20 protein-coding genes and 1 pseudogene are annotated in these 21,626 nt (G+C 60.5%); 12 read left to right on the top strand and 9 right to left on the bottom strand.

The window, feature by feature from the left end:
• Nucleotides 1-167: 167 nt before the first annotated feature.
• Nucleotides 168-1,130: a LysR family transcriptional regulator gene (locus LCH64_RS16290; protein ID WP_045122685.1), complete on the top strand. Its 963-nt coding sequence runs from the start codon at nucleotides 168-170 to the stop codon at nucleotides 1,128-1,130.
• Here the strand turns inward: LCH64_RS16290 and LCH64_RS16285 are convergent.
• The 3 genes from LCH64_RS16285 to LCH64_RS16275 form a co-directional block, all read right to left on the bottom strand.
• Nucleotides 1,072-1,284 carry a hypothetical protein gene (locus LCH64_RS16285; RefSeq protein ID WP_003229681.1) on the bottom strand — a complete coding sequence of 71 codons (213 nt, stop codon included), beginning with the start codon at nucleotides 1,282-1,284 and terminating at the stop codon, nucleotides 1,072-1,074. The genes LCH64_RS16290 and LCH64_RS16285 overlap by 59 nt on opposite strands.
• 211 nt (nucleotides 1,285-1,495) lie before the next feature.
• Nucleotides 1,496-2,362, bottom strand: a complete 867-nt coding sequence (gene hexR, locus LCH64_RS16280; protein WP_007912071.1) for a transcriptional regulator HexR — start codon at nucleotides 2,360-2,362, stop codon at nucleotides 1,496-1,498.
• A 127-nt stretch (nucleotides 2,363-2,489) separates the two neighbouring features.
• Nucleotides 2,490-5,363 carry a GGDEF domain-containing phosphodiesterase gene (locus tag LCH64_RS16275; protein WP_226500739.1) on the bottom strand — a complete coding sequence of 958 codons (2,874 nt, stop codon included), beginning with the start codon at nucleotides 5,361-5,363 and terminating at the stop codon, nucleotides 2,490-2,492.
• A gap of 258 nt (nucleotides 5,364-5,621) precedes the next feature.
• Between LCH64_RS16275 and uvrD the strand changes: the two genes are divergently transcribed.
• The 4 genes from uvrD to LCH64_RS16255 all read left to right on the top strand — a co-directional run bounded on the left by uvrD (nucleotide 5,622) and on the right by LCH64_RS16255 (nucleotide 9,987).
• Nucleotides 5,622-7,805 (top strand): DNA helicase II, encoded by a 2,184-nt coding sequence (uvrD, locus tag LCH64_RS16270; RefSeq protein ID WP_003229685.1) that lies wholly within the window; start codon nucleotides 5,622-5,624, stop codon nucleotides 7,803-7,805.
• A 144-nt stretch (nucleotides 7,806-7,949) separates the two neighbouring features.
• Complete coding sequence (locus tag LCH64_RS16265; protein ID WP_003229686.1) at nucleotides 7,950-8,390, top strand: EamA family transporter; 441 nt, start codon at nucleotides 7,950-7,952, stop codon at nucleotides 8,388-8,390.
• Nucleotides 8,391-8,566: 176 nt separating this feature from the next.
• The gene (locus tag LCH64_RS16260) at nucleotides 8,567-9,442 is read left to right on the top strand and encodes a Tim44 domain-containing protein (protein ID WP_003229688.1); all 876 of its coding nucleotides are present in this window, start codon (nucleotides 8,567-8,569) and stop codon (nucleotides 9,440-9,442) included.
• A 137-nt stretch (nucleotides 9,443-9,579) separates the two neighbouring features.
• Complete coding sequence (locus LCH64_RS16255; RefSeq protein WP_047596914.1) at nucleotides 9,580-9,987, top strand: SMI1/KNR4 family protein; 408 nt, start codon at nucleotides 9,580-9,582, stop codon at nucleotides 9,985-9,987.
• A gap of 21 nt (nucleotides 9,988-10,008) precedes the next feature.
• Here LCH64_RS16255 and LCH64_RS16250 read toward each other — a convergent pair.
• Nucleotides 10,009-11,771 (bottom strand): annotated as a pseudogene (locus LCH64_RS16250) (cation:proton antiporter).
• Nucleotides 11,772-12,053: 282 nt separating this feature from the next.
• Here LCH64_RS16250 and LCH64_RS16245 point away from each other — a divergent pair.
• Entirely contained in the window at nucleotides 12,054-12,536 is a 483-nt protein-coding gene (locus LCH64_RS16245) for an acyl-CoA thioesterase (protein ID WP_003229693.1), read from the top strand.
• A 135-nt stretch (nucleotides 12,537-12,671) separates the two neighbouring features.
• Here the strand turns inward: LCH64_RS16245 and pdxY are convergent, their stop codons facing one another.
• Nucleotides 12,672-13,544: a pyridoxal kinase PdxY gene (pdxY, locus tag LCH64_RS16240; RefSeq protein ID WP_003229694.1), complete on the bottom strand. Its 873-nt coding sequence runs from the start codon at nucleotides 13,542-13,544 to the stop codon at nucleotides 12,672-12,674.
• Between the two features lie 117 nt (nucleotides 13,545-13,661).
• Between pdxY and LCH64_RS16235 the strand changes: the two genes are divergently transcribed.
• On the top strand, nucleotides 13,662-14,075 hold the full coding sequence (locus LCH64_RS16235; protein WP_103484033.1) for a DUF3301 domain-containing protein: 414 nt from the start codon (nucleotides 13,662-13,664) through the stop codon (nucleotides 14,073-14,075).
• A 1-nt stretch (nucleotide 14,076) separates the two neighbouring features.
• Here LCH64_RS16235 and LCH64_RS16230 read toward each other — a convergent pair whose 3' ends face one another.
• Nucleotides 14,077-15,048 carry a CobW family GTP-binding protein gene (locus tag LCH64_RS16230; RefSeq protein ID WP_226500738.1) on the bottom strand — a complete coding sequence of 324 codons (972 nt, stop codon included), beginning with the start codon at nucleotides 15,046-15,048 and terminating at the stop codon, nucleotides 14,077-14,079.
• A gap of 28 nt (nucleotides 15,049-15,076) precedes the next feature.
• On the opposite strand from LCH64_RS16230, the gene LCH64_RS16225 reads away from it, so the two are divergent.
• Nucleotides 15,077-15,433, top strand: coding sequence for a hypothetical protein (locus LCH64_RS16225; RefSeq protein WP_003229700.1), 357 nt, complete (start codon nucleotides 15,077-15,079; stop codon nucleotides 15,431-15,433).
• 4 nt (nucleotides 15,434-15,437) lie between these two features.
• Here LCH64_RS16225 and LCH64_RS16220 read toward each other — a convergent pair whose 3' ends face one another.
• Nucleotides 15,438-16,088, bottom strand: coding sequence for a DUF1826 domain-containing protein (locus LCH64_RS16220; RefSeq protein WP_103522504.1), 651 nt, complete (start codon nucleotides 16,086-16,088; stop codon nucleotides 15,438-15,440).
• Complete coding sequence (zigA, locus tag LCH64_RS16215; protein ID WP_226500831.1) at nucleotides 16,088-17,293, bottom strand: zinc metallochaperone GTPase ZigA; 1,206 nt, start codon at nucleotides 17,291-17,293, stop codon at nucleotides 16,088-16,090. The genes LCH64_RS16220 and zigA overlap by 1 nt, the downstream gene beginning before the upstream one ends.
• 234 nt (nucleotides 17,294-17,527) lie before the next feature.
• On the opposite strand from zigA, the gene LCH64_RS16210 reads away from it, so the two are divergent.
• Nucleotides 17,528-17,905, top strand: coding sequence for a glutamine synthetase (locus LCH64_RS16210; protein ID WP_201136201.1), 378 nt, complete (start codon nucleotides 17,528-17,530; stop codon nucleotides 17,903-17,905).
• Here LCH64_RS16210 and LCH64_RS16205 read toward each other — a convergent pair.
• The gene (locus LCH64_RS16205) at nucleotides 17,902-19,104 is read right to left on the bottom strand and encodes an N-acetylmuramoyl-L-alanine amidase (RefSeq protein WP_226500737.1); all 1,203 of its coding nucleotides are present in this window, start codon (nucleotides 19,102-19,104) and stop codon (nucleotides 17,902-17,904) included. The two genes, LCH64_RS16210 and LCH64_RS16205, sit on opposite strands and share 4 nt — an antisense overlap.
• Before the next feature lie 84 nt (nucleotides 19,105-19,188).
• Between LCH64_RS16205 and folE2 the strand changes: the two genes are divergently transcribed.
• The 3 genes from folE2 to LCH64_RS16190 are packed head-to-tail and all read left to right on the top strand — an operon-like array spanning nucleotide 19,189 to nucleotide 21,616.
• Complete coding sequence (gene folE2 / locus LCH64_RS16200; RefSeq protein WP_226500830.1) at nucleotides 19,189-20,085, top strand: GTP cyclohydrolase FolE2; 897 nt, start codon at nucleotides 19,189-19,191, stop codon at nucleotides 20,083-20,085.
• Nucleotides 20,082-20,750, top strand: a complete 669-nt coding sequence (locus tag LCH64_RS16195) for an ATP-binding cassette domain-containing protein (protein WP_226500736.1) — start codon at nucleotides 20,082-20,084, stop codon at nucleotides 20,748-20,750. Before folE2 ends, LCH64_RS16195 begins: the two co-directional genes overlap by 4 nt.
• Nucleotides 20,750-21,616 carry a metal ABC transporter permease gene (locus tag LCH64_RS16190; RefSeq protein WP_226500735.1) on the top strand — a complete coding sequence of 289 codons (867 nt, stop codon included), beginning with the start codon at nucleotides 20,750-20,752 and terminating at the stop codon, nucleotides 21,614-21,616. Before LCH64_RS16195 ends, LCH64_RS16190 begins: the two co-directional genes overlap by 1 nt.
• Nucleotides 21,617-21,626 lie beyond the last annotated feature (10 nt).

Raw genomic sequence — 21,626 nt, 5'->3', positions numbered from 1 at the left:
GCACCACGACCTGCTAGACCCAGGTCGACGCGTGACCAAATGTTTCAATCTGGTCGCGACCCCACACTAGCCCTCGCAAGGGATTAACAAAAATGAATAAAAATTGGGTCAGGCATAAGCAAAGACTTATAGTTAAACCATCAGCCTGCCGTCAGAGCCCATAAAAAATGCGTAAGTCCTTGATGCGTATGACATTACGCCAATTGCAGATCTTCAACGAAGTGTGTGATTTACGTTCCTACAGCCGCGCCGCCGATGAAATGTCTCTCACACAACCGGCCGTCAGCCTACAGATTCGTCAGCTTGAAGAGCTGATCGGCCAGCCATTATTCGATTATGTCGGCAAAAAACTCTACATGACCGAGGCTGCCGAAGCCCTGCAGCGCGCCAGCCGGGACATCTTCGGGCGCCTGGAAAACCTCGACATGCAGCTGTCGGACATGCAGGGCTCGCTGCAGGGCCAGCTGAAACTGGCAGTGGAATCCAGCGCCAAATACTTCGTGCCGCACCTGTTCGCCGCCTTCAAGCGCCAGCACCCGGAAGTGAACCTGCAACTGACCGTGGTCAACCGCGGCCAGGTGATTCGTCGTCTTTCGGACAACCGCGACGACCTGGTGATCATGTCGATGGTGCCGCAGGACATGGGCCTGGAATTTCTGCCGTTTCTCAACAACCCGATCGTCGCCGTGGCGCGCCCGGACCATCCGCTGGCGCACATGGGGCCGTTGCGTTTGCAGGATCTCGAGCCTTACACGTTGCTGATCCGTGAACCCGGATCCGGGACGCGACTGGCCTGCGAGGAATACTTCAAAGAGAAACGCGTGCACTTCACCCAGACTCAGGAAGTGGCCTCGGCCGAAGCCCAGCGCGAATGCGTGGTGGCGGGTTTGGGCCTGGCGCTGTTGACGCGCCACGCCCTGAACCTGGAGCTGGCTACCGGCGGCCTGGTCGAGCTGCCGGTCGAAGAGTTGCCGCTGTTTCGCAGTTGGTGCCTGGTGCAAGCCAAGGCCAAACGGCTGTCACCGGTGGCGCACGCCTTCCTGGCGTTTATCCGCAGCGAACGCGTGCAGATCAGCGCGCTGGTTGAGCGCTTCGACGGGAAGCTGCCGGTGCTGCCTGCCAGTAGTTGAGTTCGATGTCCTCGGGAAAATCGTTGATTTCGCTCTGAAGCTGACGGAGTTCGAAGCGATCTTCGATGGCGCGACGGAATTCCATGCGGCGCTGGTCTTCCTGTTGACGACGGGTTTTCGCGGCGCTGTTGCGTTCTTCGTAGGGCTGAGCCATTTCGAGTCTCCCAAGGCGAGTACGGGAGTTTCACGATAGGCGTGGGGGATGACGGTTTGGCTGCGCGGGGATGACAGTGCGATGAAACTTTGCCGATTGCGTTTCATTGTGGCGAGGGAGCTTGCTCCCGCTGGACTGCGAAGCAGGCCCGGCCATTCAGGGCCGCTGCGCGCCCCATCGGGAGCAAGCTCCCTCGCCACAAAAGCAGGCTTCAGTCATCCAGCGCTTTTGCAGCTTTCGGGGACAGCCGCAAGCTGCGCAGACTGCGCTTCACGCTCTTCAGGTGATTGACCAGGCTCGGCCCGCGCGCCATGGCCACGCCCATGGCCAGCACGTCGATCACCACCAGATGGGCGATGCGCGAGGTCAGCGGCGTATAGATTTCGGTGTCTTCATGCACATCGATCGCCAGGTTGACGGTCGACAGTTCAGCCAGCGGTGTCTGGCTCGGGCACAGGGTGATCAACGATGCGCCGCTCTCGCGAACCAGGTTGGCGGTGATCAGCAGATCCTTGGAGCGCCCGGACTGGGAAATGCAGATCGCCACATCGGTCGGCTTCAAGGTCACCGCCGACATCGCCTGCATGTGCGGGTCGGAATACGCCGCCGCGGTCAGCAGCAAACGGAAGAACTTGTGCTGCGCATCCGCCGCCACCGCGCCCGACGCACCAAAGCCGTAGAACTCGACACGCTGCGCCTGAGACATCAGCGTCACCGCGCGTTGCAATTCCACCGGATCGAGCTTCTCGCGAACCTCCATCAGGGTGTGCAACGTGGTGTCGAAAATTTTCAGACTGTAGTCGGCGACCGAGTCGTCTTCATGGATCGCGAACTGACCGAAACTGGCACCGGCGGCCAGGCTTTGCGCCAGTTTGAGCTTGAGATCCTGAAACCCGGAGCAGCCGATGGCCCGGCAGAAACGCACGATGGTCGGCTCGCTGATGCCGACGCTGTGAGCCAGGTCGGCCATGGAACTGTGCATCACGGCCGCAGGGTCAAGCAGCACGTGGTCGGCGACCTTGAGCTCCGACTTGCGTAACAGGTGACGTGACTGGGCGATGTGTTGCAGCAGATTCAAGGGGCTGGACTCTTCTTATGGGCAAGGATGTAGCACGCTTGTAGTTATACTACATGAATTGGCTTTTTGCCTGCTCAATGCGTAACTCCATGTCCCCGTATCAGGCGCGATGGACTGCATGTAGCCCTTAAAACGAATTTCCCTGTTCGCGCAAAAGCCCGGCCAGACGCTCGGCTTCCACCGGACGACTGATCAGATACCCCTGCACCTCGTCGCAGCGTTCAGCACGTAAAAACTCCAGCTGCTCTTGCCGCTCGACACCTTCGGCTACCACTTTCAACGACAGCCCGTGAGCCATGGCGATGATCGCCCGAGTGATCGCCGCATCCTCGCTGCCCTGCCCCAATCCGCGAATGAATGCCTGATCGATCTTCACGTAATCCACCGGAATCCGTTTGAGGTAACTCAGCGACGAATAGCCGGTGCCGAAATCGTCGATTGCCAGCTTCACCCCCAGATCGCGCAACTGCTGGAAGGTCGCGATGATGTGTTCGACGCTGTCGAGCAACTGGCTCTCGGTGAGTTCCAGTTCGAGGTAGTGCGGCGCCAGCCCGGTTTCCTCCAGCACCTGGCGCACCAGACTGACCAGTTTGCCCTGACGCAGTTGATGCACCGACAGGTTCACCGATACCCGAATCGGCGCCAGCCCCTGGCGCTGCCATTCGCACGCCTGCCAGCAGGCCTGGCGCAGCACGAATTCGCCGATCGGGCCGATCAGTCCGGTTTCCTCGGCCAGACCGATGAAGTCCCCCGGCGGCACCCGGCCCATGCTTGGGTGATCCCAGCGCACCAGCGCTTCCGCCGCATTCAGGCGCCCGGTCTGCAGGCACAGCTTCGGCTGGTAGAACACCTTGAGCTGCTTGTCTTCGATGGCTTTGCGCAACTGGTTCTCCAGTTGCAGACGCTCAAGGGTGCTGGCCTGCAGGCTGTCGGTGTAGAACTGGAAATTGTTGCCGCCCAGATGCTTGGCGTGTTGCATGGCCATGTTCGATTGACTGACCAGCGCGGAAATCTCCCGGGCGTTGTCCGGCAGCATGCTGATGCCCATCGAGGCACTGACCACCAGCTCATGCCCTTCGATCGTCAACGGCAGACGCAGCTTGCTCGACAGACGCGTGGCAACCCGCGCCAGGCTCGACAGGTTGCCGTAGGCATCGAACAGCACGGCAAATTCATCACCGGACAGCCGCGCGATGGTGTCGGCCTCCGGCAACGCATTGACCAGCCGTCGAGCCATTTTCTGCAATAGCTGATCCGCCACCTCGTGACCGAGGCTGTCGTTGAGCAACTTGAAGCGATCCAGATTGATATGCAGCAGCGCCAGACTGCGGCGCCCGCCCTGACGCACGCGCTGATGGGCTTCGTGCAGGCGTTCGCGGAACAGCGAGCGGTTGGCCAGCCCGGTCAGCTCATCGTAGTGCGTCAGGAAACGCATGCGCTCTTCGGATTCGCGCCGCGCCGAAAGATCGGCGAAGAAGCCGACGATATGACTGACGTTTCCCCGACTGTCGCGCACCGCGTTGAGTTGCAGCCACTGCGGATACAGCTCGCCGTTCTTGCGGGTTTCGACCAGTTCGCCCTGCCAGCTGCCGTGCTGCTCCAGTGCGTGACGGATCGAGACGTAATGCCGCCGCGCATCACGACTGCACGGCAGCTCGACGACATTGCGCCCGAGCATGTCGTCGATGTCATAACCGGTGACACGACTGAACGCCTGATTGATCGCGATCAGCGCGTAGTTCGGATCGAGAATGACGATGCCTTCGCTGGCCGCTTCGAACACCGTGGCCGCCAGTCGCTGCTGTTCTTCAAGACTTTTGCTCGCGCTGATGTCGCGCCGGGTACCGACCATGCGGATCACCCGCCCACTGTCACTGCGCTCCACGGCGCGACCGCGGTCCTCGATCCACACCCAATGGCCGTCGCCGTGGCGCACGCGGTATTCGATCTGATAGTCCTCGGTGCGCCCTTTCAGGTGTTCGATCAGCGCCTGCTTGAGCGACGGCACGTCCTCGGGGTGCAGGCGGGGCTTGAGGTCGCGCAGGAGCGCCGTGACGTACTCCGGCGCGAGGCCGAACAGTTCCTGGATCTGCGTGTGATGGACTTCGTCGGTTTGCAGGTTCCAGTCCCACAACCCCAGCTCACTGGCCTTTAACGCCAAGGCCAGACGGGCTTCGCTTTTGATGAGTGCCTGGCTGGCCACATCCAGTTCACGGCTGCGCAGGGCCACGCGATCTTCCAGTTCGACCTGAGCCTCGCGCAACTGGCCCTCGGCGCAGCGCCGCTGTTCGATCTCTTTGCCCAGTTCCTGATTGAGCTGTTCGCTGCGACTCTGTGCCCGCTGCAAGTGTTCGATGAGGTGTTGGTTCTGAAAGCGCCGCAGCAGGCCGCGATCAATCAGCCGATTGACCTGCCACGCCACCACGCTGAGCGAGCCCAGCAGGATCAGCCCGAGCCAGCCCCAACCGCGCGCCAGTTCATCGCCGCCCCAGAACAGGTAACCGATCGCCGGCAGCAGGCACGGCAAGGTGAAGGAAAGAAACGCCGGCAGACTGACCGCGTAGGCAACACTGGCCGACAACGTCGCAGCACCGATCAGGCCGAAGACCCAGGCCTGCTGCATGAAATTGTCGGCGGGCACCAACGCAATACCGGCCCCGGCGAGCGTCAGGCCGGTCATGGTCGAACCGAGCAGGAACATGCGGAACCAGATCGGCTGGGCCTGACGATCGGGGATCGCCGAATCGAAGGCCGCGACCTGAATCACCCGCAACGCCACCAGCGACAGCAGCCAGACCAGCCAGATGCTGACCACGAAATAGCGCTGCGGGCTCCAGAGCAAACCGGCACACACCAGACCATTGATCAACATGAAGAGTGTGGGCAGCAATGAGCCCTGATAAAGCAGACGCGTGCGTTCGACCGCCATCTCGGTGGCGTAGTGTTTGCGGATAACCCGGGGTTCCACAGAGGGGCCCGACAGTTCGGAGCTGAGGGTCATGGGCAACGTTCTTGTTCTTATTAGGACGGGCATGCGCCCGAAATGTGCACGGAGCATACACAAGCCGATCCAGTTGCCAAACTGCTCCAGATCATAATTTCAGCGAAACTTTTCGCCCCCGCAGCGCCGACAAAACCCGCAGAGCGAGGCGGGCCGAAGCCTGTAGCCAGTGACCGACCGGTCGTCATTGGCGGCACTTTCATCGGCTAATGCAAAGCTCGGTTTGCCCGGGCCTGCGGCGCACCCTAGAATGCCCCGATGCGCGATGATCTCTCCCTTCTGCTGAACTCCCTCAACGATGCCCAACGCCAGGCCGTAGCAGCCCCCGTTGGCCGTCAGTTGGTCCTGGCCGGTGCCGGCTCCGGTAAAACCCGAGTGCTGGTGCACCGTATCGCCTGGTTGATCCAGGTTGAAAACGCCTCGCCCCACTCCATTCTGTCGGTGACCTTCACCAACAAGGCCGCTGCCGAGATGCGTCATCGCATCGAGCAGTTGCTGGGTATCAACCCGGCCGGCATGTGGGTCGGCACCTTCCACGGCCTGGCGCACCGCTTGCTGCGGGCGCACTGGCAGGAAGCGGGCTTGAGCCAGACCTTCCAGATTCTCGACAGCGACGACCAGCAGCGACTGGTCAAGCGGGTGATCCGCGAGCTGGGGCTGGACGAACAGCGCTGGCCGGCCCGTCAGGCCCAGTGGTTCATCAACGGGCAGAAAGACGAAGGTCTGCGTCCGCAACACATTCAGGCCAGCGGCGACTTGTACCTGGCCACCATGCGCGGCATCTATGAAGCCTACGAGGCTGCTTGCCAGCGCGCCGGCGTGATCGACTTCTCCGAGCTGCTGCTGCGCGCGCTCGACCTGTGGCGCGACCATCCGGGCCTGCTGGCGCACTATCAGAAGCGCTTCCGCCATATCCTCGTCGACGAATTCCAGGACACCAACGCCGTGCAGTACGCCTGGTTGCGTCTGCTCGGCAAGGGCGGGGACAGCCTGATGGTGGTCGGCGACGACGACCAGTCGATCTACGGCTGGCGTGGGGCGAAAATCGAGAACATCCATCAGTACTCGTCGGACTTCCCGGATTCGGTAACCATTCGTCTGGAGCAGAACTACCGCTCCACCGCCGGCATCCTCAAGGCCGCCAACGCGTTGATCGCGAACAACACCGGGCGTCTCGGCAAAGAGCTGTGGACCGACGGCGGCGACGGCGAAGCGATCAACCTGTACGCCGCGTTCAACGAACACGACGAAGCGCGCTACGTTGTCGAAACTATCGAAAGCGCGCTGAAAACCGGCCTGGCCCGCAGCGACATCGCGATTCTCTACCGCTCAAACGCCCAATCGCGCGTTTTGGAAGAAGCCTTGCTGCGCGAGCGCATTCCGTACCGCATCTATGGCGGCCAGCGCTTCTTCGAACGCGCGGAAATCAAGAACGCCATGGCCTACCTGCGTTTGCTCGAAGGTCGTGGCAACGATGCCGCACTGGAGCGGGTGATCAACGTCCCGGCCCGTGGTATTGGCGAAAAAACCGTCGAAGCGATCCGCGACCATGCACGTCACAGCGATGTGTCGATGTGGGAAGCGATGCGCCAACTGGTCGCCAATAAAGGCCTGACCGGTCGTGCTGCCGGCGCCCTGGGTGCGTTTATCGAGCTGATCGAGAATCTTGCCGCCAAGTGCATGGAGATGCCGCTGCATCTGATGACCCAGACCGTCATCGAGCAATCGGGACTGATCGCCTATCACGAAGCGGAAAAAGGCGAGAAAGGCCAGGCCCGGGTGGAAAACCTTGAGGAGCTGGTCAGCGCCGCGCGCAACTTCGAGAACACCGAAGAAGACGAAGAGCTGACGCCGCTGGCGGCGTTCCTCGGCCACGCTTCGCTGGAAGCCGGCGACACTCAGGCCGACGAACACGAAGACAGCATTCAATTGATGACCCTGCACAGCGCCAAGGGCCTGGAATTCCCTTACGTGTTCCTGGTGGGCATGGAAGAAGGTCTGTTCCCGCACAAGATGAGCCTGGAGGAACCGGGTCGCCTTGAAGAAGAACGTCGCCTGGCCTACGTCGGCATCACCCGCGCCATGCAGAACCTGGTGATGACCTATGCTGAAACCCGACGTCTGTACGGCAGCGAAACCTACAACAAGGTCTCGCGTTTCGTCCGTGAAGTGCCGAAGGGTCTGATTCAGGAAGTACGCCTGTCGAACAGCGTCAGCCGACCGTTCGGCGGCAACCAGTCGATGAGCGGCAGCAACCTGTTCAGCGGCAGCGAGATTCCGGAAACCGGCTTCAGCCTGGGTCAGGCAGTGCGTCACTCGATCTTCGGCGACGGCGTGATCCTCAACTTCGAAGGCGCCGGCGCGCAGGCGCGGGTGCAGGTGAACTTCAGCGAAGGCAGCAAGTGGCTGATGCTGGGGTACGCCAAGCTGGAAGCCATTTAACGCCTCGCTCGATTGCTTCTGTAGGAGTGAGCCTGCTCGCGATAGCGATTTGTCATTCAATATCTTTATTGTCTGACACGCCCTCATCGCGAGCAGGCTCACCCCTAAAAGGCTTTGTGTCGGCTCATCTTTAAGGATATTTCCATGGGCTCAGGCTTCTTTTCTTCCTGGACATTCTGGGCCCTGCTCTCGGCGACTTTCGCCGCGCTGACGGCGATCTTCGCCAAGATCGGCATCGAAAACGTCAATTCCGACTTCGCCACCCTGCTGCGCACCATCGTGGTCCTGGTCAGTCTGGCCTTGATTTTGTACGCGACGGGCCAATATCAGTCATTGGGATCGATTTCCGCCAAGAGCTATCTGTTCCTGCTGTTGTCCGGTCTGGGTACCGGCGCGTCGTGGCTGTGCTACTTCCGCGCGCTGAAAGTCGGCCCGGCCTCGCTGGTTGCGCCAGTGGACAAACTCAGCGTGGTACTGGTGGCGGTGCTCGGCGTGATCCTGCTGGGCGAGAAACTCGACCTGCGCCAATGGGGCGGCATCGGCCTGATCACCGCCGGTGTGGTGCTGCTGGCGTTGCGTCGATAAGCAAGTTTCCCGCTGAACCTATCCCATTTTCCTACAGACAAAAGTACATGGCCTTATTGCTTCGACGGAGCTGAACATAACCTGTCAGGCAAAAGCCCGAAACACTCTCTCGCTAGCCAGTAACACTTCAGCTGTGCAACATGGCGCGCGTGTCTCCACAAACGGGAATTCCCTTTATGAAACGTTTTCTTAGCATCGCCATGGCGTTGTGCATCGGCCTGACGATGAGCCTCGACGCCAACGCCAAGCGCTTTGGTGGTGGCAAAAGCGCCGGCGCTGCGCCGACGCACCAGACCAGCCAGATGGCTCCTTCTTCCCCAGGCATGGGCGGCGCAGCAGCGACCGCTGGTGCTGCCGGCGCTGCCGGTGCCGCGGCCAAGGCTGGCGGCGCTTCGAAATGGCTCGGCCCTCTGGCCGGTATCGCCGCCGGTGGCCTGCTCGCTTCCATGTTCATGGGCGGCGGCTTCCAGGGCATGCAGATCTTCGACATCCTGATCATGGCCGTGATCGCGTTCGTGATCTTCCGCTTCATCGCCGCTCGTCGACGCAAGCAGCAGGAGCACCTGGCTCCGGCCGGCGCGCCGATGCAGCGTGAAGTATTCGAGCAGAAGCCTGCTGCCATGGGTTCGATCTTCGGTGGTTCGGCCGCGCCGGTTGCCGCTCGTCCGGTGATCAACGCACCAGCCTGGTTCAACGAGCAGAACTTCCTTGCCGCCGCGCGCAGCCACTTCCAGGCGCTGCAGCAGCACTGGGACGCCAACGAAATGGACAAGATCGCCGAGTTCGTGACCCCGCAGATGCTCGACTTCCTCAAGCGTGAGCGTGCGGATCTGGGCGACGGCTTCCAGTCGACTTACATCGAAAACCTGCAGGTTCAGCTGGACGGCGTGGATGATCGCGCCGACAAGACCATCGCCACCCTGACCTTCAGCGGTGTGTCGAAGACCTCGCGTTTCGACCAGGGCGAAGTGTTCAGCGAAAGCTGGAACATGGAACGCCCACAGGGCGAAAACCAGCCTTGGCTGGTGGCCGGTATCCGCCAGAACGGCTGATCCCCATCGCGTTACGCATGTGGTAATAAAAACCCCGGCCTCGGCCGGGGTTTTCTATTTCACGGTTGCATCTATAGCGAGCTACTGTATAAACCGGCCCATATAAACCGCGCCATTCAAGCAAGAGGATCCCGGACGTGGAAGAAATCATCGAACAACTGCGCGAAGCCAACGAACCCGTACCGGTTCCCCTGGAATTGCCCGACGAAGACCAATTGGTAGAAATCGAAGAAGAACTCTTCATCAACATCCCGTTCGTCTTCAAAGAGTTTCTGCTGACCGTCAGTGACGTGGTGTACGGCAGCCTAGAGCCGGTGACCGTCACCGACCCGCAATCGCACACCTATCTGCCGGACGTGGCGGCCAACGCCTGGGACATCGGCGTACCGCGCGACCTGATCCCGATCTGCCAGGACGGCGACAACTACTACTGCGTCGAAGAAGACGGCACCGTAGTGCTGTGGTCCGGCGAAGAAGAGTTGATCACCGAAGAATCCTGGGAATCGGTGTGGCACTGGGCGCGGGACGTCTGGCTGGAGAGCTGATTAGCCAGATGCCCGGGCCGGTCAGTGCCCCGACGACTCCTTGTGGTTGTCGAGGGTTTCCAGCAGGGCCACCTGCATCCGCGTGTGCACGCGGATGAACCAGCGCCAGAGCAGCGCCGCCACGGCGGCCGCGACCACGGCGACCAGCACCAGCAACTTGTTGGTCGGCAGGATACTGGCCGACAAGGCTGCCAACAGCAGGAAGATCACCAGCAGCGAGAGGATCGGGATCACTTCGGAGATCACCCGACGCACTCGCTGCGTGTGACGCCCGGCCATCTCCGGCTTCACGCCCATTTCCGCCAGCAGCATCGACAGCGCCTGAGCTTGCGATACGCCGCGATCAGGAATGGCAGTGACAGCAGCAGCGCACCGCCCCAGATCAACGCCTTCTGCCAGCTCGGATCACCGATCCAGTCCTGCATCCACACCGACAGCCGTCCGGCAAAGAACGCGCCGCTGAAGAAGATCGCGATCACCAGCGCCAGATTGACCCCGACCTGCAACAGGATCCGCCGGATCATCGCCGCCAGCATCGCGCCCTCGCCTTGCGGCTGAATACTGCGCAGCCATTCGCCATACATGCCGAACACCCGGCCCAGACGCTTGGGCACCGCCGCCGAGAGCTTGATCGACAACGGGTCGGCCGCGCGAATCAGGTACGGCGTCAGTAGCGTGGTGATCACCGACACCGCCACGGCCACTGGATACAGAAAGTTGCTGGTGACCTGCAGCGTCATCCCGAGCGCGGCGATGATGAAGGAAAACTCGCCAATCTGTGACAGCCCCATCCCCACGCGCAGTGAGGTTCGTCCGTCATTGCCGGCGATAAACGCCCCGAGGCCGCAGGACAACATCTTGCCGAGCACCACCGCCACGGTAATGACTGCAATCGGCCACGCGTATTGCAGCAGGATCATAGGATCGAGCATCAGGCCGATGGCGACGAAGAAGATTGCACTGAACAGGTCGCGTACCGGCTCGATCAGCCGTTCGATCTTCAGCAGTTGCCGCGACTCGGCCATGATCGCGCCGATCAGGAAGGCGCCGAGCACCATGCTGTATTCAAGCTTGACCACCAGCAGGCAGAAACCGAAACACAGGCCAAGCACGGTGATCAGCAGCATCTCGTTGCTTTCGAATTTGGCGACATAAGCCAACAGACGCGGCACCAGCAGAATGCCGACCACCAGTGCAACGATCATGAACAGCGACAGCTTGCCGACCGTGGAGAACACTTCGCCGGAGCTGACCGTGCCGCTGACCGCGATACTCGACAGCAAGGCGATGATGCCGATGCCGAGGATGTCCTCGACGATCAGTACGCCGAAGATCAGCTGCGCAAAGCGCTCGTTCTTCATCTTCAGGTCATTGAGCGCCTTGACGATGATGGTGGTTGAGGAGATGGCGAGGATTGCGCCGAGGAACAGTGAATCCATGGTGTTCCAGTCGAACCAGCGACCGATCTCGTAGCCGATCCAGATCATCAGGACGATTTCGAGAAACGCCGCGATAAACGCCGTGGCCCCGACCTTGAACAACTTGCGCAGGCTGAATTCCAGCCCGAGGCAAAACATCAGGAAAATCACCCCCAGCTCGGCGAGGGTCTTGATGGTTTCTTCGTCGTGGATCAGGCCAAACGGCGGCGTGTGCGGCCCGATGATGAAACCGGCGACGATGTAGCCGAGCACCACTGGCTGCTTGAAGCGGTGAAACAGCACGGTGACCACACCTGCGACCAACATGATCACTGCCAGGTCCTGAATAAAGCTAATGGCATGCATGGTGTGGGCTCCTTGTATGACGTGACCCGCCGTCAGACATCAGAAAGGTCTGAGCGAGTTGGGTAAAAATCCGCTTTTCGTGTGGGAATTGCCCTTGGGCAGGGCCTTTTGCAGGTTAACACCGCGACTTCCGGCTGGAAGGCGGTGCAATATAAGGAAACAGATCGGTCACGGCGTGACGGCAGCCAGTCGTCTGGCGTCCCGATAACGGTGCTTTTGAAAAAGCCACCAGGCACCCGCAGAGGTGCTTCCAGCCATCCAGCCTTGATCCGTGAGAACGTTATGGAACCCGGAAACGCCCAACTGTCGATGACGGTATTGATGACCCCCGACATGGCCAACTTCTCTGGCAATGTCCACGGCGGTACCCTGCTCAAATACCTCGACGAAGTGGCCTACGCCTGCGCGAGCCGCTATGCCGGCCGCTACGTGGTAACGCTGTCGGTGGATCAGGTGATTTTCCGCGAGCCGATCCATGTCGGCGAACTGGTGACCTTCCTTGCGTCGGTCAACTACACCGGCAACACCTCGATGGAGGTCGGCATCAAAGTGGTGACCGAGAACATCCGCGAGCGCTCGGTACGCCACACCAATAGCTGCTTCTTCACCATGGTCGCGGTGGATGACCAGCGCAAACCTGCCGCTGTACCGCCACTGCAACCGCAGAACAGCGAAGACAAGCGTCGCTACATGCAGGCCCAGCAGCGCCGGCAGATTCGTCAGGAGCTGGAGAAACGCTATCAGGAGATCAAGGGCGACGCCTGATCGATCCTTTGGAATGATGTTGCTTTATAGATAGCCTTCGCGAGCAAGCCCGCTCCCACCTTCAATCGCAGTCCTCCCATGAGAACGCGGTCGAAGGTGGGAGCGGGCTTGCTCGCGAATGGGTGTAACGCGGTTTTACAGACTGATCGCGGTCGCCTCGAACTTCACCCGCGGATGCGCGATCCGGTCCTGCGCCCGCACCAGTTGCAGCTCGTAACTGGCACACGCCTGGGTTTCCAGCAGCACTTCATGCACCGCCGCTGCAGTGAATTCAAACGCCGCCACCAGACTGTCACCGAGCAGCACCCGTGCCAGGAACAAACCGGACGTCAGATCGCCCACCCCCACCGGTTGACGCGGAAACGCCAGCAGCGGACGACGCAGGTGCCAGCTTTCGTCGGCGGTCACCAGCAACATCTCGAAACCGTCCGCCGGTTTGCCCGGATAATCCAGGTGTTTGACCAGCACCGCTTTCGGGCCGCGTGCCAGCAGTGCCCGGGCCATCCCCAGGCAATCAAACAAGGACTGCGGCTTGCGCCCGGAGAAGCTGTCCAGCTCCAGCTGGTTCGGGCACATGATGTCCGCCACGGCTGCCGCTTCTTCCAGCAGGAAGTCGCTGACTTCGGTCGGCACACTGCAGCCTTTCTCCGGATGACCCATTACCGGGTCGCACAGGTACAACGCCTTCGGATTGACCGATTTGATGCGCTCGACACCACTGAGAATCGCCCGGCCCTGCGCCGCGCTGCCCAGATAACCGGAGAGCACGGCGTCGCAGTTGCCCAGCTCGCCAATGGCGGCAATGCCTTCGACCAGTTCGGGGATCTGGTGCGGCGACAGCACTTCACCGGCCCACTGCCCGTACTGGGTGTGGTTGGAAAACTGCACGGTGTTGAGCGGCCAGACATTCACCCCGACCCGCTGCATCGGAAAAACCGCGGCGCTGTTGCCGGCATGGCCGAAGACCACATGGGACTGAATGGCGAGCAGATGAGGCGTACGTTTCATTCGGGTTATTCCGTAAAACGATTGAAATTCAAGCCGCGCAGTATGCGACGAAACACAGCCTGTACGACAGACCGGCGACGCAGTTAAGCTGAGCTTATCTTTTGGAGTTTCCTGTTGATGCTGACCCTCGAAAACATCTTCGTGCTGATGCTGTTCGCCGCTGCCGGCGCATGGCTTTGGCACAACCACGGCTTGCGCGAGCGGGCGCTGGAACGGGTCAAGCAGCATTGCATCAACGTCGGTGTCGAACTGCTGGACGGTAACGTCGCGTTGAAAAAAATCGGTTTGATCAAGGATGGCAGCGGCCGGCGGCGCCTGGCCCGGGTCTACAACTTCGAGTTCACCGTGACCGGCGAAACCCGGCACAACGGCACCATCACCCAGTTTGGCGCACACAGCGCGCAGATCGAGCTGGCGCCCTACCCTGCACCGTTCGACGACACGCCACCCGTGGTCGAGGTCACCCGCCCACGGGCCGAAGTGATCGAGCTGAGCCAGTGGCGTCAGGATCACAACAAGTGGAAGCCTTGAGCTAACCCACTTGAACCCGGCATTGCGCCAGGCCTGCCTGCAAATCCTCGACACTTTGCGCGTCGGCAAAGATCAGCTCGAGACGTGAATCCCGTCGCCACTCGCTGGGTTGCCAATTCAGTTCAGCGTTATCCAGGGCATTGGCTGAAACCCAACCCTGTGCGCTGTGGATAACCAGTTTCGCCCGTCGCCAGTCCAGGCTTTGCAGCCATTGGCTCAGGCGTTGCGTATCGAACCTCTGTCCCGGGTGCCAGCGCCAACCAATGCTCCAACCGCCCTCCTGTGCCTGACTCAGGCAGATCGGCACGGCCGGATCGCTCCAGATCGCCGGAATCGACGCCAATCCCTGCGGCACGATGAGGTTATCCACACCTGCCATTGCTTGCGCAACCACACCCGGCAACTCGCGCAACGGTAGTTGCGACTGCTGCGTCCAGATCAGTTTGACTGCCGGCAAACGCTCGGCGATGGTCTGCCGAACAGCCTCATTCAGACTTTCTGCCTTGTTCAGTAACAGCAGACCGGCGTTGGCCAAAGCCTCCTGCTGAGCGGGCGGCAGCGCTTTCCCGGCTGCCAGCGCCTGGGCATCCAGCACTGACACACAGGGCTGTACCGCCAGTACACCACGCCACGGCGCTTCGCTTAATTGCATGAGCAACTGCGCCGGATGGCCCAGCCCGGACGGCTCAATGAACAGCCGATCCGGCCGGGCCTTGCGCAGCAAACGGCCGAGGCCGATTTGAAACGGCGCACCATTCACGCAACACAGACACCCTCCGGCGACCTCGCCCAGTGCGATACCATCGGCGTCGCGGGTCAGCAACGCGGCATCGAGGCCGATCTGGCCGAACTCATTGATCAGCACCGCCCAGCGCTCGCCTTCCGGCCGCTGGGCCATGAGCTGGCGAATCAGGCTGGTCTTGCCGGCGCCCAAAGGGCCGGCGATGACATGGGTAGGAATGTTCTGCAACATGACTGGGAGTTTTCTGAGGGGATTGGGCATGCGTTGGATGGGATGGTCGTTGCTGTTGATGCTGCTGTCGAGCGAAGCCTGGGCCCAGGCCTGCGTGGTGCACAGCCAGGGTGAGCGACTTGACGTCAAAGTCTGCCAGCAGAACCGCAGTATTCCCGAGAAACTGTTCAGCGACGGCTTCTGCCAACCGACGCTGGCCGGGCAGAAAGTCGAGGTGCAGTACGTCGATCAATGCCCGAGCGGCGCGTTCGGCGTGTGCAGCAACGCGCAAGTCGCCAATATGCCCTATCGCCAGGATATCCACTATTACGGTGTCGCCTCCGACGCGGCGTATTTGCAGCCGTACTGCGAGGGGCAAAGCCAGGGCCAGTGGCTCAAGCCTTGAGCTGTCAGCCGAGCCAGTCGAGGGTCAGCAGCAACCGTCGCTCACCCGGCGCCGGTTGCGGGGAGCGATGAATCAGGCCAAAGCCTTCATTGCCGAGCCACTTCTCGCCTTTCAATAGCGCCACATCACCCCGCTTGAGTTGCTGGATTTGGCTCATGCCCTGTGGCTCGGCGTTGGCCTGGCCCAGTTGCTCGCGATCCATCACGCCCTCCTTGAGCCACTGGCTGCCAATCCCCGCAAAGGTTGTGATCAAGCGCACCGGCACATGATCGACATGGAAACGTGGGCACATGGCTTTATCCAACACCCGCAGGCGCAAACCGATACGCCGTGCCCCCAGCAGACAGGCGAAGGCACTCACCAGCCATTGCAGGTCAGCGATGAAGGCTTCGTAGCCTTGCAGATCACGGAACCCGGCGGCCAATCCTTTCAGATCAGGGTCGGCGTCTTCATCCGGCAGTTCGATGCACAGCGATTCCGCCAGAGGCTCGTTGAGCGACAGCAGCAATTCTGCAAAATCGGCGATGTGCAGCGGCAGTTGACGCTGCCAGACCGCAAGATTGACGTCGTCTTCGAGGATTCGCGTCAGCGTTTTCGGCGTCGCTCCCTGATGCTGATGGCGCGCCCGGTTTTGCTGCAACTTGAGCGCGAGCATCAGGCGGCCTCTTCGTGCCAAGGGCCGAACGGATCCGGCAGCCGGCGCCAACCGTCTACGCCAATGGCCATTTCTTCGTCAGTCAGCAGGCAGGCATCGAGCTCCGATTTGAGCTGTACGAAGTCGATGTTCTGGCCGATGAATACCAGCTCCTGACGACAATCTCCGACGCTCGTCGTCCAGTTTTCCATGATCGCTGCGGTACTTTCCTGATCCTGCGGCCATTGGTTTTTCGGCACGAAACGCCACCAGCGGCCTGCGAAACCATGGCGCATCAAACCGCCGGCCTGCGACCAACTGCCTGCGTCGGAGGGTTTGCTGGCGAGCCAGAAGAAGCCTTTGGAGCGCAGCAGTTTGCCGTTCGGCCATGGGCGATCGATGAAGTTGAAGAAGCGCTGCGGATGGAACGGGCGGCGTGCGCGGTAGGCCGTCGAGGCGATGCCGTATTCCGTGGTTTCCGGCACGTGCTCACCGCGCAATTCCTGCAACCAGCCCGGGGCCTGAGCGGCTTTCTCGAAGTCGAATCGGCCCGTGTTGAGGATTTTCTCCAGCGGCACCTCGCCCATCACCATTGCAATGATCTCCGCCTGGGCATTGAGGCGCTTGAGGATTGCCATCAGCTCTTCGCGCTCCTGGCGGCTGATGAGGTCGATTTTGCTGATCAGCAGTACGTCGGCGAACTCGATTTGTTCGATCAGCAGATCGGTGATCGAGCGTTCGTCTTCATCGCCCAGGGTCTCGCCTCGGGAAGCCAGACTCTCGGCGGCCTGATAGTCGAGGAGGAAATTCACGCCGTCGACTACCGTCACCATGGTGTCGAGGCGCGCGACATCGGCGAGGCTCTGGCCCTGCTCGTCACGGAAGGTGAACGTTTCGGCGACCGGTAGCGGCTCGGAAATACCGGTGGATTCGATGAGCAGGTAATCGAATCGTCCTTCGCGGGCGAGCTTGCTGACTTCTTCGAGCAGGTCCTCGCGTAACGTACAGCAGATACAACCGTTACTCATCTCCACCAGTTTTTCTTCAGCACGGTTCAAGCTGACATCGCGCTGAACTTCGCTACCATCAATGTTGATCTCGCTCATATCGTTAACGATAACAGCAACGCGCAAGCCTTCTCGATTACGTAGTACGTAATTTAAAAGTGTACTTTTTCCGGCACCGAGAAAGCCCGAAAGAACGGTCACGGGAAGCGGAGATGACATTGGATAATCCTCATCAGATGGTGGCCGATGTGCACGTTGACCTGGTTTGGCGTAGCGCACCGCGTTCTATGGCTTCAAAACAGCGATCTGGTAGAAGCAGACGCTTGAAATCGGCGAACTCAGACTCAATACAAATTAATGTTATAGTATAGCAATATGAATAAGCCAGCCGCGCGCTTGCCCAAACCGATAAAGAGCAGGAAGCTGCAGGCGATCTGCCCATTGGGAACCGAGATGAAAACTGCTTTGAAATACTCGCTGCTGAGTCTCGCGTTGCTGTCGGGGGCCGACGCCTGGGGGCAAATTCCCGCACTCGCCAACTGCACACGCAGCGCCAATCTGCTGGCCTGCATCGACGCGCAAGGCAATGCCTACAGCGTGAACACGGTGGGCAGCACAATTTATCTGCGGGGCTTTGAAAAGGACGGCAACCGCTACTGGGCGCAGACCAACAGCCGTTTCGGCCAACTGACGTTCTTTACCGGGATCGCCTCTGACGGGGAAGCCTGGGTGGGCTACACCCGTCGCGTCGGCTGGACGACGATCAATCGCTTTTCCAGCTCTGGCGGCAGTAGCGCGAAGTTCACCTGCAGCCGGATCACTGGCTGCTAAACCTGCGCGTTTTGCTGCTCCTGCTGCCAGGCGATATAGCTGTCGACGGGTGGACTCTTCTGGAAGTAACGCTGTAGCCCTTCGAACAAACCATCCGCCACGGCTTGCTGATGCCGAGGCGTGATCAGTCGCTGGCTGTCTCGGGCGTTGGAAATGAAGCCGGTTTCCACCAGAATCGACGGCACGTCCGGCGACTTCAACACGGCAAATCCTGCCTGTTCCACGCGCTTCTGATGCAGCGTGGTAATGCCTGCCAGACTGCCGAGAACCGTGCTGCCGAGTTGCAGACTGGCGGCGATAGTGGCGTTCATCGACATATCGAGGATCACTCCGGCGAGCATCGGATCCTTGTCCTTGAGGTTGAGCAGACTGGTCGCACCGAGCAGATCCGCGCCATTCTCCCGCTGCGCCATGAAGCGCGCAGTCGCAGACGTCGCGCCACCCTCGGACAGGCAATACACAGACGCTCCCGACGCCGTCAGACGTGGTGCCGCATCGGCATGCACTGAGATAAACATGTCGGCCTTGTGCTGGCGCGCTATATCCACACGCTTGCGAAGCGGCACAAAGAAGTCGTCATTGCGCACCAGTTTCACGTCGAAGCCTTTCTCCCTCTTCAGCCGTTTGGCGAGTAACTGGGCGATGGACAGCACCACATCCTTTTCCCGTTCACCTTTGGCACCAACCGCGCCCGGGTCTTTTCCGCCGTGCCCGGGGTCGACGACGACGATGATGTCGCGCTTGGGGTGAGTCTTATTCGACGGTGTTTCACGTGGAACCATTGCCGCACTTGATGCCTGTTTGGCGTTCACCAGATCAAGCACCAAGCGGTGTCCTTGACCATCTTCGGGCGCCAAGAGGAAGCTGTTCAACAGCACTGGATGGTTCAGGTCGAGAACAATCCGTGTATCACCCTGACCAAAGTGACCTGATCGAATGGAGCGAATGGCGGTATCGGCAAGCAGCAACTGGCTGAAATCACCGCTCAAACTCGCCCCTGAAAGGTCAATGATCAGGCGTTCTGGAGCGCTCAGGGAGAAAGTTTTGTAGCGCACCGGACCGCTCAGGTCGAACACCAATCGCAGCTTTTCATCCGAACGCCAGAGCCGCGCATTGCGAATCTGTGTAGCCGAGACACTGAAGGGGAAAGCCAAGGCCGTACTGGCCAGCAGCAGATTGAGCAGATGACGTCTGTGCATATGAAAGCCCGTTCATGAAAAAGCTATCGTGATTTGTATTGTTATAATGTAACATCCAATTCAATCAACACGATGGTTCCGAACATGAATTCGCTGACACTTCCGGATATAGCGACTCAAGTCGCTCGCCAGGCGTTACCGCTTGATTGGGTGGGCATGTGCGGTATCGCTCTGCCTGTTCTGTTGGAAGGCCAACGTCTGAGCGCAAAAGCAGATGCAGGCGTCAGTCTCGATGATGGCGAGGCGCGCGGTATTCACATGTCGCGGCTGTATCTGGCGCTGGCGGCGCTTGAACGGCACAACCTCTCTCCCGCCTTATTGCGCGAGGTACTCGATGATTTTCTGGTCAGCCACAAAGGTTTATCCAACAGCGCCTACCTGAACATCCATTGCGAAGTACTGCTGAAAAGACCTGCGCTAGTCAGCCCTCTGGCCGGTTGGAAGAGCTATCCAGTGAGCATTTGTGCCAGCCTGAAAAGCAAAGTGTTCCACGTGGAACTGAAAATCGAAGTGCCTTACTCCTCAACTTGCCCCTGCTCAGCAGCGTTGGCGCGGCAGTTGATTCAGCAGCAATTCATCAATGATTTCGCCAACAAGCCACTGCAACATGCCGAAGTGTTGGCCTGGCTTGGATCAAGCCAAGGCATTGTCGCCACCCCGCACAGCCAACGCAGCACCGCGCAACTGCATATGCATCTCGACGAGTTCATCGACGAGCTACCTCTGAGCGTCATCATCAATGATGCCGAAGCGGCACTCGGCACCGCCGTACAAACCGCCGTGAAACGCGCCGACGAACAAGCCTTCGCTCTGGCCAATGGGCAAAACCTGATGTTCTGCGAAGACGCCGCGCGACGACTCAATCTGGCCCTGCGCCGCTCCCCCGGCGTCAGTGGTTTCCACCTGCGGGTAATCCACGCCGAAAGCCTGCACGCCCACGACGCTGTCGCCGAAAGCCACTGGCACCGAGAACTCGCATGATCCGCTGCCAAACCCTGACTTGGGGCGCACCCGGCCAACCACTGACTTCGCCACTGACGCTCTCGCTGGAACACGGCAGCCTCAGCGCCATCATCGGCGCCAACGGCTGCGGTAAAAGCAGCCTGCTGAAAGTCATCGCCGGATTGCAGAAGCCTTTATCCGGAAAAGTCGCACTGGGTGTTCCACGTCAGGGCGGCTTGGCGTTCCTGCCGCAGCAGCAACACCTCGACCGACAGTTCCCCATCAGCCTCGAAGAACTGGTGGCCGCGGGTTTCTGGGGCCGCCGATTGTCGACGCAACTGCGCGCGCAACGACTCGCCAGAGCACTGGAAAACTGGCACTTGAGCGGATTGGAAAAGCGTCCGCTAATCGCCCTTTCCGGCGGCGAATTGCAACGCGCGCTGCTCGCCCGTTTGAGTCTGACCGACGCCCCGTTACTACTCCTCGACGAACCCCACGCTGCCCTCGATGAGCTGGGCCAGCAGTTACTCTGGCAACACCTCCACGCCTGGCACGCCCAAGGGCGAACACTGCTGGTGGTCTGCCACGACCTCGCCGCGGTGCGCCAACACATCCCGCATACATTGCTGATCAAAAATCGTCAGTGCGTGTTCGGCCCCAGTGCCGAACTGATCCAGCAAACACCCAACACGCAGGTGGCCTGATGCTCACCGTCAGCCATCTCTGGCAACCGTTCATCGAGTTCGTGTTCATGCGCCGCGCACTGCTCGGCGGTCTGGTACTGGCCTGCAGCACGGCTCCGCTTGGCGTGTTTCTGATCCTGCGGCGCATGAGCCTGATCGGTGATGCCGTCGCCCACGGCATTCTCCCCGGTGCGGCGTTGGGCTTCTGGTTCGCCGGTCTCAGTCTGCCGGCACTGACACTCGGCGGCCTCGGCGCCGGCCTGGGCATGGCCGGTCTCGCCGCCTGGATCACCCGTCGCACCGGTCTGCGCGAAGACGCCAGCCTCGCCGCGATCTATCCGATCTCGCTCGCCAGCGGCGTGTTGATTCTCGGCATCGCCGGCAAGCGTCTCGACCTGTTGCACTTGCTGTTCGGCTCGGCACTCGCCGTCGACGGTCCGACCCTCAACGGCATGTTGTGGGTGTCGGGGCTGAGCCTGATCGCCATGACTCTGATCTACAAACCGCTGCTGCTGGACACCCTCGATCCGCTATTCCTGCAAACCGTCAGCCGTCTCGGTCCACTCGCCCACGGCGTGTTCCTGACCTTGGTGGTACTCAATCTTGTGATCGGTTTCCAGGCCATCGGCGCCTTGATGGTGGTGGGTCTGATGATGCTGCCCGCCGCCGCTTCACGATTCTGGAGTCGGCGCCTGCCGAGCCTGATTGCCATCTCCGCGCTGATCGGCTGCCTCTCGGTGGGGTGCGGATTGTTGATCTCGTTCTACTACTCGCTGCCGAGCGGTCCGGCGATCGTGCTGGTCGCCGGCATCGGTTATCTGCTGTCCGTGGTGTTCGGACCGGTGCACGGTTTGCTGCGCCGCCCGCCTTTGCTCACATCCCAATGAGGTGTTTCCC

The organism is Pseudomonas sp. MWU16-30322 (genome assembly GCF_020515535.1).
Lineage (GTDB): Bacteria > Pseudomonadota > Gammaproteobacteria > Pseudomonadales > Pseudomonadaceae > Aquipseudomonas > Aquipseudomonas fluorescens_H.
This window is presented reverse-complemented; position numbering and strand designations above follow the sequence as displayed.

What these genes read in the sequence shown, in the direction of transcription:
- LCH64_RS16190 (WP_226500735.1), top strand. Translation starts at nt 20,750, where the DNA reads ATGCTCACCGTCAGCCATCTCTGGCAACCGTTCATCGAGTTCGTGTTC.
- folE2 (WP_226500830.1), top strand. Translation starts at nt 19,189, where the DNA reads ATGAATTCGCTGACACTTCCGGATATAGCGACTCAAGTCGCTCGCCAG.
- LCH64_RS16275 (WP_226500739.1), bottom strand. Translation starts at nt 5,363, where the DNA reads ATGACCCTCAGCTCCGAACTGTCGGGCCCCTCTGTGGAACCCCGGGTT.
- LCH64_RS16285 (WP_003229681.1), bottom strand. Translation starts at nt 1,284, where the DNA reads ATGGCTCAGCCCTACGAAGAACGCAACAGCGCCGCGAAAACCCGTCGT.
- pdxY (WP_003229694.1), bottom strand. Translation starts at nt 13,544, where the DNA reads ATGAAACGTACGCCTCATCTGCTCGCCATTCAGTCCCATGTGGTCTTC.
- LCH64_RS16205 (WP_226500737.1), bottom strand. Translation starts at nt 19,104, where the DNA reads ATGCACAGACGTCATCTGCTCAATCTGCTGCTGGCCAGTACGGCCTTG.
- LCH64_RS16245 (WP_003229693.1), top strand. Translation starts at nt 12,054, where the DNA reads ATGGAACCCGGAAACGCCCAACTGTCGATGACGGTATTGATGACCCCC.
- LCH64_RS16225 (WP_003229700.1), top strand. Translation starts at nt 15,077, where the DNA reads ATGCGTTGGATGGGATGGTCGTTGCTGTTGATGCTGCTGTCGAGCGAA.
- LCH64_RS16230 (WP_226500738.1), bottom strand. Translation starts at nt 15,048, where the DNA reads ATGTTGCAGAACATTCCTACCCATGTCATCGCCGGCCCTTTGGGCGCC.
- LCH64_RS16220 (WP_103522504.1), bottom strand. Translation starts at nt 16,088, where the DNA reads ATGCTCGCGCTCAAGTTGCAGCAAAACCGGGCGCGCCATCAGCATCAG.
- uvrD (WP_003229685.1), top strand. Translation starts at nt 5,622, where the DNA reads ATGCGCGATGATCTCTCCCTTCTGCTGAACTCCCTCAACGATGCCCAA.
- LCH64_RS16210 (WP_201136201.1), top strand. Translation starts at nt 17,528, where the DNA reads ATGAAAACTGCTTTGAAATACTCGCTGCTGAGTCTCGCGTTGCTGTCG.
- LCH64_RS16260 (WP_003229688.1), top strand. Translation starts at nt 8,567, where the DNA reads ATGAAACGTTTTCTTAGCATCGCCATGGCGTTGTGCATCGGCCTGACG.
- zigA (WP_226500831.1), bottom strand. Translation starts at nt 17,293, where the DNA reads ATGTCATCTCCGCTTCCCGTGACCGTTCTTTCGGGCTTTCTCGGTGCC.
- LCH64_RS16290 (WP_045122685.1), top strand. Translation starts at nt 168, where the DNA reads ATGCGTAAGTCCTTGATGCGTATGACATTACGCCAATTGCAGATCTTC.
- LCH64_RS16235 (WP_103484033.1), top strand. Translation starts at nt 13,662, where the DNA reads ATGCTGACCCTCGAAAACATCTTCGTGCTGATGCTGTTCGCCGCTGCC.
- LCH64_RS16265 (WP_003229686.1), top strand. Translation starts at nt 7,950, where the DNA reads ATGGGCTCAGGCTTCTTTTCTTCCTGGACATTCTGGGCCCTGCTCTCG.
- LCH64_RS16195 (WP_226500736.1), top strand. Translation starts at nt 20,082, where the DNA reads ATGATCCGCTGCCAAACCCTGACTTGGGGCGCACCCGGCCAACCACTG.